This is a genomic window from Cytobacillus firmus (assembly GCF_023657595.1).
Taxonomy (GTDB): domain Bacteria; phylum Bacillota; class Bacilli; order Bacillales; family Cytobacillaceae; genus Cytobacillus; species Cytobacillus firmus_B.
Map to the genome: position 1 here is coordinate 4744679 of NZ_CP098323.1, position 11990 is coordinate 4756668.

Here is an 11990-nt window from a genome sequence, read left to right on the forward strand (position 1 = left end):
TGAACACACCCTAGAGCACGGCGTGCCAGATTGGGACCTTATGAACAGGTCCTTTAAGGCGGGAGCCACTTATGGCCGCCTTTTCAATTCTCTATTCTCAGCCAGCGCGGCTGCATTTTTACAGTATATTTAGTGCTTCATAGCATCCATTTCATCAATGTTAACGCTCTTTTTGTTACGGTAAAGTGAAATCAGAATTGCTATTCCTACTGCCACTTCTGCTGCGGCAACCGCAATAACAAATAGCGTAAAAATCTGTCCGGTAATGGACGGTGTGATGCCATATTTACTGAATGCCACAAGATTAATATTAACCGCATTCAGCATCAGTTCGATTGAGATCAGGACAATCACAGTATTGCGCTTAGTCAAAGCACCATACAGACCGATGCAAAAGAGGATTAAAGCCAATGCCAGGTAAGCTTGAACGGGAATTGTACTCATTCCTTTTCTGCCTCCTTTTCATCGTCTTTTTTAGCCAAAACAACGGAACCAATCAAAGCGACCAATAATAGGACAGATGTTACTTCAAACGGAATAATGAATTTTGAGTAAAGCTCAATTCCGATTTGCTCTGTATTATTGACATGAAGGTCATTCGGCGCTGACGGCAAATCAAGGTTATAAATTCCGATGTAGACCGCGAAAGCAAAGCCAAGAACCCCCACGAATACTAACAGCTTACGCCAGCGGCCGGTTTTAGGCTCGCTTGTGTCGTTATGGCGCGTCAGCATGATCCCGAACAGCATGATGATGGTAATCGCTCCAGAGTAAATCAAAATCTGGACCGCGGCCAGGAATTCAGCTGAAAGCAGCACGTAAATTCCGGCGATGCTTACAAATGTAAATACAAGAGCGACAACCATATGCACAACTTTGGTAAGGTTCAATAAAAGCACGCCGCCGATGACCGCAACTAAAGCTAGAGACATAAACGCTAAAAACTCACCTGAAAACGTCATGCTTTATTCACCTTCCGTATATTTTCATCATTTTCATCGAGCCATTCAAGGTTTTTAAACAGCTCATCACGGCTATATTCCGCCAGTTCAAAATTATTGGTCATGATAATCGCTTCGGTTGGGCATACCTCTGTACACAAGTCGCAAAGGATGCAAATTTCGAAGTTGATATCATAGGTATCAATGATTTTCCCCTTTTTGGCAGGGTCCGGATGTTTTTTCCCTGTCAGCTCGATACAATCGGTAGGACAAATATTTGCACACTGATTGCAGACAATGCATTTTTCAGGGTAAAACTTTTGAATTCCCCTGAACCGGTCCGGAAGCGGAAGCGGCTCATTCGGGTAATCATACGTTACCTTTTTGCGTGTCAGGTTTTTAAGGGTATACGATAATCCTTTCGCTAAACCAAGCATGTTTTTCACCCCTTGTTAAGAAATGCGGAAGCGCCTTGCCCACCCCCGACAAGCACAAGACGAGCCTCACGGAAAGGCGTTCTTTGCCTTTCTGGAGGATTGGCTTGTGACCTCGAGGGGGTAGGCGCTGTAGCTAGACAACTTTAGAAATGCGTAAGGCGCCCGCTTATAAGGAACGCAGTCTAAAACCGCCACGTCCTGTGGCAACGTCTGCATGACCCGCATCCTCCCAAAAGCTGTCGCTTTCGGTCGTGCGATGTTTATGCTGACGAAGCCTTCCTTGTCCTGCGGGCCTCAAGCATAAGACGAGCCGGCTAAAAGGTTGTTTTTTAACCTTTTGGACGGATTGGCTTAGACCCGAGAGCCGATGGCGCCTGGAGCTGGACAATTCTCGAAGTTATGAGGCTGTTCCTCATTAAAATATATTCAGCCATTCTTTCAGCAAAGCTGTTAAGAAAATATTCGCAAGTGCTACCGGCAGCAGGACCTTCCAGCCAAATTCCATGAGCTGGTCTGCACGGAGGCGCGGAAATGTAACACGGAACCACACCAGGATAAAGATTACAGCCGTAAACTTTAGCGCAAACCAGACGGCACCCGGAATGAACTCCAGGAACGGCAGCGGCAGCCACCCGCCAAGGAATAATACGGTTGTCAATGAAGCCATGGCAAAGAAGTATACATATTCCGCAAGCATGAAGAATGCCCAGCGGAAGCCGGAATATTCAACATGGAAACCGGCTACCAGCTCTGATTCCGCTTCAGGCAAGTCAAATGGAACACGGTTTAGCTCCGCTGTGGAAGCAATCAGGAATACGATGAAAGCAATAGGCTGCCAAATAATGAACCAGCCATTTTTTTGCGCTTCAACAATTTCATTCAGGTTTAGACTGCCTGTTAAAAGGATAATGCCTAATACAGACATTACGAGTGGAATTTCATATGAAATCATCTGTGCAGCGGCACGCATTCCGCCAAGCAATGCATATTTATTATTGGAAGCCCATGCTCCGGTGACAATACCGACTGTTGTCAGCCCGGAAATGGCGATGTAATACAGCAATCCAACTCCAATATCAGCAAACTGCAGTTTGTCTGTAAATGGAATTGTCGCCAGCACCATGAATGCCGGTGCAAATGCAATAACCGGTGCAAGAATAAACAGCGGTCTGTCTGCAAGCTTAGGAATGGTATCTTCTTTTAAAAGAAGCTTTAATACGTCCGCAACAGTCTGCAGCAGCCCCCAGCGTCCGCCGACCTGATTCGGCCCGTGGCGCAGCTGCATAAATCCCATGACTTTACGCTCCGCCAGAATGGCGTAAGTAACAAATCCCAAAACGACTAGCAGTAAAACGGTGGCAAGCAAGAAGAAAATACCGAAATTCAGCAGACCTGCTTCGGAATGGAGAAGTTCTTCTACCATTAACCGTCCACCTCCCCAAGGACAATATCAATTGCCCCTAAAATAGCAATCAAGTTCGCAATGTTTTCGCCTTCAAGCAATTTCGGGAGAATCTGAAGATTATAGAATGAAGGCCTCCGGAATTTCATCCGGTATGGTTCCTTCTTTCCATCACTGGCGATATAGCAGCCGATTTCTCCCCTTGGAGATTCGATTCTGACAAACGCTTCCCCTTTTGGCGCTTTGATGATTTTTGGCACTTTTGCCAGAATATCGCCTTCTGACGGGAATTGCTCCACCGCTTGTTCAAGGATTTTTAATGATTCTTCAATTTCCTGCATACGCACATGATACCTGGCCCACGCATCCCCGCCGTCCTGAACCGCCACATCGAAATCAAAGCGGTCATAAATGGAGTATGGCTCATCTTTGCGGAGATCCCATTTTACACCTGTGCAGCGCAGATTTGCACCGCTCAGCGAGTAGTTTAAAGCATCCTCTTTCGTATATTTTCCTACCCCTTTGACACGGTTCATGAAAATTTCGTTTCCGGTTACCAGCTGGTGGTAGCCTTTGAGCTGTTCACGCATATATGGAACAAACTCTCTTACTTTATCAATCCAGCCCTCAGGAGCATCCCATTTAACGCCGCCGACACGCATATAGTTAAACGTTAGGCGGCCTCCAGAGATCTCATTCAGCATATTGATGATCATTTCACGCTCTCTGAATGCATACAGGAATGGGCTTGTTGCCCCAATATCCAGTAAATATGTACCCCACCATACGAGATGGCTGGCAATCCGGCCAAGCTCCATCGTAATGATCCTCAGATATTCTGCCCGTTCCGGAATTTTCAAATCCATCATCGTTTCCACCGCATGGACAAGGATATAATTATTCGTCATGGCGGCAAGATAGTCCATTCGGTCTGTATAAGGAATAATTTGCGTATACTGCAGGTTTTCAGCCAATTTCTCCGTTCCGCGGTGCAGGTAGCCGATGACCGGTTGCGCTTCTTTGATGATCTCCCCGTCAATTTTCAGAACAAGGCGAAAAACACCGTGGGTACTTGGATGCTGAGGTCCAACATTCAATAGCATTTCTTCTGTTCGCAACATTGGTTACACCTCCACATCGTACGGTTCATAGTCTTTTCGCAGCGGATGTCCGATCCAGTCTTCCCCCAGCATAATCCGGTATAAGTTAGGGTGTCCCTTGAATCGGATGCCCAGCAAATCATATGTCTCACATTCCGGCCAATTGGCTCCTGCCCATAACGGCTGCAGTGAATCAATTACCGGCTCATCACGGTCAATTTTAACCTTCAGTGCAACAGATTGACGTTTTTTGTATGAGTATAAGTGAGCATACACTTCCATGTGGGTCTCAAAATCGGTGCCATGAAGCTCGGATAAATAATCAAAGCCAAGCTGTTCATTATATTTCAGGAATTCTGCCAATTTAAAATATGATTCAGCTCTGGCAACCAAAGTCGGCACTTCCTTGGAGAGATTATTGATATAGTACTCTTCAAGAACATCAGATCCCAGATTTTCTTCAATTACCTTTACATATTTATCAAGGTATGGCTGATTAACGGATGGAGCTTTTTCTGCAGCTGGTTCAGTGTCAGCCTTGCTTCCGGCAGCTTTCGCCTTCGCGGCTGCTGCGGCTGCGGCCTTTGCTTTCGCTGCTGCGATTGCCTTTGCCTTTTCATCATCTGCTGCTCCGTCTGCTTTGCCTGCTGCGGCTAATTTTGCTTTTGCTGCGGCGGCGGCTTTCGCCTTTGCTGCTGCAATCGCTTTTGCCTTTTCATCGTCCCCACCTGCTTGTTTTGCTTGAGCTGCTGCTTTCGCCTTTGCAGCTGCGGCGGCCTTGGCTTTTGCTGTTGCAATCGCTTTTGCCTTTTCGTCATCCCCGCCTGCTTGTTTTGCTTGAGCTGCTGCTTTCGCCTTTGCGGCGGCTGCAGCTTTGGCTTTAGCTGCTGCGGCGGCTTTTTGCTTCGCCAGATCCATGTCTTCTGCAGGTGTTTCTTCCTTTGTTTCTTCCTGCTCTTTCGCTTTCATTTTAGCCAAGGCCGCTGCCTTTGCCTTCGCGGCTGCGGCGGCTTTTTGCTTCGCCAGATCCATGTCTTCTGCAGGTGTCTCTTCCTTTGTTTCTCCCTGCTCTTTCGCTTTCATTTTAGCCAGGGCCGCTGCCTTTGCCTTCGCGGCTGCGGCGGCTTTTTGCTTCGCCAGATCCATGTCTTCTGCAGGGGTTTCTTCCTTTGTTTCTCCCTGCTCTTTCGCTTTCATTTTAGCCAGGGCCGCTGCCTTCGCTTTTGCTGCAGCCTCTTTTTTCAGCTGTTCAAGATCTTTTTCTCCGCTCATAGGTTAGATCACCTTCTTCCCAGTCTTAGCCTCATAACGGATTTTCTCTTTTAACTTATTAATTCCATAAATCAATGCTGCCGGGTTCGGCGGGCATCCTGGTATGTATACATCAACAGGGACAATCTGGTCGACCCCTTTAACTACTGAGTAAGATTTCACATATGGCCCACCCGCAGTTGCACAGGATCCCATCGCGATCACCCATTTTGGTTCAGGCATCTGATCATAAAGACGGCGGACAATAGGCGCCATTTTCTTTGTTACTGTACCTGAAACAATCATGACATCAGACTGACGGGGAGATGTCCGGAAAAAAGATCCAAAACGGTCCAAATCGTAATGCGATGAACCTACACCCATCATTTCAATGGCACAGCAAGCAAGCCCGAAGGTCATTGGCCACAATGAATTACTCCGCGCCCACGCTTTAATCTGTTCCAAGGTTGCCATAAACACATTGCGCTGCAGTTCTTCCATTTCTTCCGGTGTAATATTATCCAACTTTAAATCCATTTCAGCACCTTCTTTTTCCATGCATAAACAAGTCCAATTATTAGCATAAATACAAAAATCAGCATCTCAATCAATGCAAAAATACCAAGCTTCTCATATGCCACTGCCCACGGGTACAAAAATACTGTTTCCACATCAAAAATGACAAACATCAGGGCAAAAATATAATAGCGGACATTGAACTGCACCCTCGAATCATGGAATGGCTCAATCCCGCTCTCATATGTGGTATACTTCGTATCATATGGCTTATAGGGCCGCAAAAGCTTTCCCAAAAACAAAGCCACCACAGGCAGCAATACGCCCAGGCACAAAAACACGAAAACTATCAAATAGTTATTCTGGTATAAATTCCAAAGCTCCATGCCCATCCCCTCCAATGCTGAAAATTTTCACAACATTTAAACATGTAACCGTAACCATTATACACCCTACTCTCCCATGTGTCGACACAACCTCAGACTATTATTGGAAATTCTCAATGGACTCATAATTGGATCTCCGGAAGAGAATTTACATAGCCACTTTTGACACATCTTCCTTAGATTATATGAGCTTGCCCCCTGTCAATATCCATTAAATTCTTCTTTATATTTATCTACCATTAAAAAACAACTTTTCTTCTTTGTCAGTGAGATATGTAACACACCAAGAGAATTTTTTCTTTCTTGCACACAGAGGAAAAACTTTCTATTTAAACCATCTTAAGGCTCTAATATATCAAATATGACTATATCTAAGGCTTTTCGTCCATCCAGTATGAACATTATGATGTTTTACCATTTCTTCGTTATTTTCCTGAAATGTGCGTAATTTAATTATAACCTCTCTGTTCTTTTACTCAGAATTTTCTGTGCTAGCATAATAACTGTCAACTAAGTTTATAGGAGGTTTAACATGAAAAAGTATTTTTATTATCTGCTCGCGAGCTTAATCATCTGGAGCACAGCAGGTGTAAGCGCATATGCAGAAGAAGTAACTGTAAATAAAGGGGATACCCTATGGTCCATAGCACAAAAACACGAAGTGTCCGTTCAGGATATTAAACACTGGAATGGCCTATCCGGGGATCTGATTCACCCAAATGACAAGCTTGATGTTTCACCTGAAGAAATATACATAGTAGAATCCGGTGATACTCTCTGGAATATTGCCAAAACATACAATATAAGTGTACATAACCTTAAGAAGTGGAATCAGCTGAAATCCGATTTTATAAAACCTGGATTAGAGCTAATCATCTATAAAAATGAATCATTGAAAAAAGAAGCATCTAATCCTAAGACCGTCGTAAAAGCAGCAAACACCAATGAGCCTGCAGCAAAAGAAGGCAAAGTTCTGACTGTTACTGCAACTGCCTATACAGCGAGCTGTGAAGGATGTATCGGCATTACAAAAACAGGAGTCAATCTTATCGATAACCCGGATGAAAAAGTAATTGCAGTTGATCCGGACGTAATTCCTTTGGGTTCTAAAGTATTTGTAGAAGGATATGGCTATGCAACTGCCGAGGATATTGGCGGCGGAATTAATGGACATGAAATTGATGTGTTTATTCCTGGAGAGCAGGATGCACTGCAGTGGGGAAGAAAAGATGTAAAGGTTACTATTCTAAATTAAACAAAAGAGGTCTCTCACTGCAGGGACCTCTTTTTTCAATTGCTCTATACATTTATAGGCTGCTAATTGATCAAGTGTGTTTCAGATACCCGGCAAAAAGCTTTTAATAGATTTTGCATACACCTAATCCGGATCGCTTCGTCAAATAAGAACACATTGAATATCTCCGCTTCAAGCATAAGGAATACTTTCATGGCAGCATCATCCTTATTGCTTATATGATTATTTGTAAAATAGCTGATTAATTCTCTTTCATAATATTCTACCGTTCCAAATAATACAGTCGACAAGGATCTCACCCCCTGGTTTTCTAAACCTTGTCTATTATTAAAACCAAATATTCAATTTTGTACGTCGATAACTGTCTAGCTCCACAAGGAAAGCTTCGTCAGCATTAACATCGCACGAGCAAAAGCGACAGCTTTTGGGAGGATGCGGGTCATACAGACGCTGCCACAGGACAAGGAAAGCTACGTCAGCGATACATCGCACGACCGAAAGCGGCAGCTTTTGGGAGGACGTGGCGATCTTAGTATGTGTTCTTACGTGGGCAAGGCTTCCGCTTTTCTAAGCATGTTGCTACTATATGACTCTATTCTCTAGGTTTCAACAAAATCTGACACTTTTAACAAAATAGTTAAGATGGCGATTCCTTTTTAATATAAATGAAATATAGCTGTTTCCTTTGAAATTTATTTTTGTGATAAAGTTATATTAAGAGCTTAGATTAGGAGAATTACTTATGACTAAAAACAACTGCCCGGCTATTCAAAAATTCGATGAGCTCGTTACTAAAAGCAATGAGCTAAAAAGGGAGCTGGATGTCACTCCTTTTGAAGATAAACAAAAGTTCATGAGCCTTCTTAAAAAGCTCATAACCGTGCATAAGAATTTAGATCAATTAACCCTATATGACCAGACAAAGTATTAAAATAGATGAAGGACAGGCAAATGCCTGTCCTTTCTTCATGTATCAGCATCAACCACTCACCCACCAACATATCAACCATCTATAAAGTGAAACTTCAATCAGTGGGGGTTTTCCTTATCCCCCACTTATTGTTAGTCGCGTTCTAGTGTCGCTAAGATCTCCGCTAGCGCTTCGATCAATCGACACTACGAACCCGATTGGTTCAACTAAGCCTCTGCCTGCGCGTCGGCAAGTTTCACTGTATCTCACCAATCGGGCCTTTACGGGCAGTTTGACCCCCACTTATCCTCCTTTGATTCCTCTGAGTCTTGAAGTGGGGGTCTTACTGCCCGTTAGACTGCGATAAAATTCACCTAAAAAAACAGGCTGCCCTCTTTGTGGCAGCCTGTTTCTATCATTAGCGTCTTCTGCGGTTTCTAAGGAACGCCGGTGTATCAAGTGACTCTTCCTGCGGGTCAGCCTGCACACGATAGTTATCCTGCACCGGTTCCCGATATTCCCGGGGCTCTCTGACCGGCCGGCGATTGCTTGGTTCTTCTGCATAATGATATGTATGTTCATATTCTTTTTCTACAGATGGTCTTGTACTCGGTTTCGCCCTTAACTCCTCTTGTTCATTGAAGCCGGTAGCGATAACCGTAACAAGAATTTCTTCCTTTAAGGAATCATTAATGACTGAACCAAAAATCATATTCACTTCTTCATCTGAAGCAGAAGCAACAATATCTGCAGCCTCCTGCACTTCATATAAGCTGATATTTGCTCCGCCTGTAATGTTCATGATAACGCCGCGGGCTCCGTTAATGGACGTTTCAAGCAGCGGGCTTGAAATGGCTTTACGGGCTGCTTCTGCCGCACGGTCCTCCCCAGTGGCAATTCCAATCCCCATCAGTGCTGTTCCTTTATGGGACATTACTGTTTTGACATCGGCAAAATCAAGATTGATTAAACCCGGAACGGCAATCAGGTCTGAAATGCCTTGAACGCCCTGGCGAAGAACATTATCCGCTTCCATAAACGCTTCAAGCATAGGTGTTTTCTTATCAATAATCTCCAATAAGCGATCATTTGGAATAATAATTAGCGTATCCACAGCTTTTTTCATGGCTTCGATGCCTGCATCAGCATTGGCTGCACGCTTGCGTCCTTCAAATTTGAAAGGGCGGGTTACGACACCAATGGTCAGTGCACCCACTTCACGTGCAATGCGTGCAATAGCAGGAGCAGCACCTGTTCCGGTTCCGCCGCCCATTCCGGCAGTAACGAATACCATGTCAGCACCCTTCAGTACTTCACGAAGCTGGCTTTCACTTTCCTCAGCTGCTTTTCTGCCCACTTCAGGATTAGCCCCAGCACCCAGGCCCCTTGTTAAGGCTGCACCGATTTGCATGGTTACTTCTGCCTTTGATTGATTTAGAGCTTGTCCATCTGTATTGACAGCGATAAACTCTACTCCCTCAACTCCATGTTCGATCATCCGATTTACAGCGTTATTCCCCCCGCCGCCGACTCCGATGACTTTGATCGTAGCGTATTGGTCTATATTTGTATCAAACTCCAGCATTGCGGCTCCTCCTTTTATTCAAATAGACTTGCATGATAGCTTTAAAAAAGAGAGTAACCTTAAAGGTTTACTCTCTTCTATTGTAAAGGCCTATATAAAAGAATTCGAGTGATTTATCTCTTTTTTGGGGAAATTTTCTTAAAATTTGGGTGGTAAATATTTCTGAAACAAAAACACCCCCCAGCTAGGCCAGGAGGTGTTGTGAATTGTTATTAGAACTTTCTTTCCGAAACTTCGATACGGTTGATCGCACGCTGTAGTGCAAGCTCTGCACGGCGGAAATCAATGTTTTCACGCTTCTGCTCATTCAGGCGCTGTTCAGCACGCTGCTTGGCACGAACGGCACGCTCTACATCAATTTCATCTGCCTGTTCAGCAGATTGCGCTAAAATCGTTACCTGCTCCGGACGGACTTCAAGGAATCCGCCGCTTACTGCGACGAAATCAGTTTTTCCGCCGTTTTTTAAACGAACGGCTCCAATTTGTAACGGTGCAACCATTGGAATGTGTCCAGGTAAAATTCCAAGCTCACCGCTTTGAGCTTTTGTGCTTACCATTTCCACATCTGATTCATACACCGGGCCATCGGGAGTAACAACACTGACTTTAATCGTCTTCATTTTTTACCCTCCTGGTCCAGAATTAGACCTCTACGCCCATTTTCTTTGCACTCTCGATTACTTCTTCGATTCGCCCGACAAGTCGGAATGCATCTTCTGGCAGGTGGTCGTACTTGCCTTCAAGAATATCTTTGAAGCCTTTAACTGTTTCTTTAACAGGTACGTATGAACCTGGCTGGCCAGTAAACTGCTCAGCAACGTGGAAGTTTTGAGATAAGAAGAACTGGATACGGCGCGCACGTGCTACGATTAGCTTGTCTTCATCAGAAAGCTCATCCATACCAAGGATCGCAATGATATCCTGAAGTTCTCTGTAACGCTGTAATGTCTGCTGTACTTGGCGTGCAACTGAGTAGTGCTCTTCGCCAACGATTTCCGGTGACAATGCACGGGAAGTGGAAGCAAGTGGATCCACCGCAGGGTAGATACCCATCTCAGAAAGCTTACGCTCAAGGTTAGTTGTTGCATCTAAGTGGGCGAAAGTTGTAGCCGGAGCCGGATCCGTATAGTCATCGGCTGGTACGTAAATCGCCTGGATGGACGTAACAGAACCTACGTTAGTAGATGTGATACGTTCCTGTAATTTACCCATTTCAGTAGCAAGTGTCGGCTGGTAACCAACGGCAGATGGCATACGGCCTAATAGGGCTGAAACCTCTGAACCTGCCTGTGTGAAACGGAAGATGTTATCCATGAAGAAAAGAACGTCCTGTCCCTGGTCATCACGGAAGAATTCTGCCATAGTCAAACCAGTCAGGGCAACACGCATACGCGCTCCCGGCGGCTCGTTCATCTGGCCGAATACCATCGCTGTTTTCTTGATAACGCCTGAATCCGTCATTTCATGATAAAGGTCATTACCTTCACGCGTACGCTCTCCAACACCGGCGAATACGGAAATACCGCCGTGCTCCTGAGCGATGTTATTGATCAATTCCTGGATTAAAACGGTTTTACCTACACCGGCACCACCGAATAGACCGATCTTACCACCTTTAATGTATGGAGCAAGAAGGTCTACTACCTTAATTCCAGTTTCAAGGATTTCTACTTCAGTAGAAAGCTGCTCAAACTTAGGAGCCTCTCTGTGGATAGAATCACGACGGGCATCTGCAGCGATTGCAGGATCTAAGTCGATTGATTCACCAAGCACGTTAAATACACGTCCAAGTGTTACATCACCTACTGGTACAGAGATAGGAGCACCCGAGTCAACAACTTCACTTCCGCGCTGTAAGCCGTCAGTAGAAGACATTGCGATGGTGCGGACTGTATCATCACCTAAATGAAGGGCAACTTCAAGGGTTAAGTTGATGTCAACTTCAGATTCGTTACGCGCTGGGTTTGTAACAGTCAATGCATTATAGATCTCAGGAAGCTGGCCGCTTTCGAACTTTACGTCAACAACCGGACCCATAACTTGAAGAACGCGTCCTTTGTTCATCTTTTTCCCTCCTCTTTCATTTCACGTAATGGGAGAGTACAGGCAGCACCCGTTCTCCGCATTTCGTTTGTGTCTAGCTCCAGCGCCTAGCCCCTCGAGGTCATAAGCCAATCCCTTCCGGAAGGAAAGAACACCTTCCAAAA

14 protein-coding genes are annotated in these 11990 nt (G+C 44.9%); 2 read left to right on the plus strand and 12 right to left on the minus strand.

Annotated features, from left to right (window positions below; all coding sequences use genetic code 11):
• Positions 1 to 129 precede the first annotated feature (129 nt).
• From nuoK to NAF01_RS23750, 8 genes are all read right to left on the minus strand, one after another.
• Positions 130 to 444, minus strand: a complete 315-nt coding sequence (nuoK, locus tag NAF01_RS23715; RefSeq protein WP_227888411.1) for an NADH-quinone oxidoreductase subunit NuoK — start codon at positions 442 to 444, stop codon at positions 130 to 132.
• Positions 441 to 962, minus strand: coding sequence for an NADH-quinone oxidoreductase subunit J (locus NAF01_RS23720; protein WP_048007953.1), 522 nt, complete (start codon positions 960 to 962; stop codon positions 441 to 443). Before NAF01_RS23720 ends, nuoK begins: the two co-directional genes overlap by 4 nt.
• A complete protein-coding gene (nuoI, locus tag NAF01_RS23725; protein WP_035327886.1) occupies positions 959 to 1378 on the minus strand; it encodes an NADH-quinone oxidoreductase subunit NuoI in 420 nt (139 codons plus the stop codon). Before nuoI ends, NAF01_RS23720 begins: the two co-directional genes overlap by 4 nt.
• Before the next feature lie 415 nt (positions 1379 to 1793).
• The gene (gene nuoH / locus NAF01_RS23730; protein ID WP_250801364.1) at positions 1794 to 2801 is read right to left on the minus strand and encodes an NADH-quinone oxidoreductase subunit NuoH; all 1008 of its coding nucleotides are present in this window, start codon (positions 2799 to 2801) and stop codon (positions 1794 to 1796) included.
• A complete protein-coding gene (locus NAF01_RS23735; protein WP_197246495.1) occupies positions 2801 to 3901 on the minus strand; it encodes an NADH-quinone oxidoreductase subunit D in 1101 nt (366 codons plus the stop codon). Before NAF01_RS23735 ends, nuoH begins: the two co-directional genes overlap by 1 nt.
• 3 nt (positions 3902 to 3904) lie before the next feature.
• Entirely contained in the window at positions 3905 to 5152 is a 1248-nt protein-coding gene (locus NAF01_RS23740) for an NADH-quinone oxidoreductase subunit C (protein WP_250801365.1), read from the minus strand.
• A 3-nt stretch (positions 5153 to 5155) separates the two neighbouring features.
• Positions 5156 to 5668 (minus strand): NuoB/complex I 20 kDa subunit family protein, encoded by a 513-nt coding sequence (locus NAF01_RS23745; protein ID WP_035327895.1) that lies wholly within the window; start codon positions 5666 to 5668, stop codon positions 5156 to 5158.
• Positions 5659 to 6033 carry an NADH-quinone oxidoreductase subunit A gene (locus tag NAF01_RS23750; RefSeq protein ID WP_035327896.1) on the minus strand — a complete coding sequence of 125 codons (375 nt, stop codon included), beginning with the start codon at positions 6031 to 6033 and terminating at the stop codon, positions 5659 to 5661. The genes NAF01_RS23745 and NAF01_RS23750 overlap by 10 nt, the downstream gene beginning before the upstream one ends.
• Before the next feature lie 532 nt (positions 6034 to 6565).
• On the opposite strand from NAF01_RS23750, the gene NAF01_RS23755 reads away from it, so the two are divergent.
• Positions 6566 to 7288 carry a LysM peptidoglycan-binding and 3D domain-containing protein gene (locus tag NAF01_RS23755; RefSeq protein ID WP_197246492.1) on the plus strand — a complete coding sequence of 241 codons (723 nt, stop codon included), beginning with the start codon at positions 6566 to 6568 and terminating at the stop codon, positions 7286 to 7288.
• 62 nt (positions 7289 to 7350) lie between these two features.
• On the opposite strand, the gene NAF01_RS23760 is transcribed toward NAF01_RS23755, so the two are convergent.
• On the minus strand, positions 7351 to 7578 hold the full coding sequence (locus NAF01_RS23760) for a hypothetical protein (protein ID WP_163142322.1): 228 nt from the start codon (positions 7576 to 7578) through the stop codon (positions 7351 to 7353).
• Between the two features lie 452 nt (positions 7579 to 8030).
• Here NAF01_RS23760 and NAF01_RS23765 point away from each other — a divergent pair, with 452 nt between their 5' ends.
• Positions 8031 to 8219, plus strand: a complete 189-nt coding sequence (locus NAF01_RS23765) for a hypothetical protein (RefSeq protein ID WP_048007947.1) — start codon at positions 8031 to 8033, stop codon at positions 8217 to 8219.
• Between the two features lie 397 nt (positions 8220 to 8616).
• On the opposite strand, the gene ftsZ is transcribed toward NAF01_RS23765, so the two are convergent.
• The 3 genes from ftsZ to atpD form a co-directional block, all read right to left on the minus strand.
• Positions 8617 to 9783 (minus strand): cell division protein FtsZ, encoded by a 1167-nt coding sequence (gene ftsZ / locus NAF01_RS23770; protein WP_048007946.1) that lies wholly within the window; start codon positions 9781 to 9783, stop codon positions 8617 to 8619.
• 212 nt (positions 9784 to 9995) lie between these two features.
• Positions 9996 to 10403: a F0F1 ATP synthase subunit epsilon gene (locus NAF01_RS23775; RefSeq protein ID WP_035327916.1), complete on the minus strand. Its 408-nt coding sequence runs from the start codon at positions 10401 to 10403 to the stop codon at positions 9996 to 9998.
• A 22-nt stretch (positions 10404 to 10425) separates the two neighbouring features.
• A complete protein-coding gene (atpD, locus tag NAF01_RS23780; RefSeq protein ID WP_048007945.1) occupies positions 10426 to 11847 on the minus strand; it encodes a F0F1 ATP synthase subunit beta in 1422 nt (473 codons plus the stop codon).
• Between the last annotated feature and the right edge of the window lie 143 nt (positions 11848 to 11990).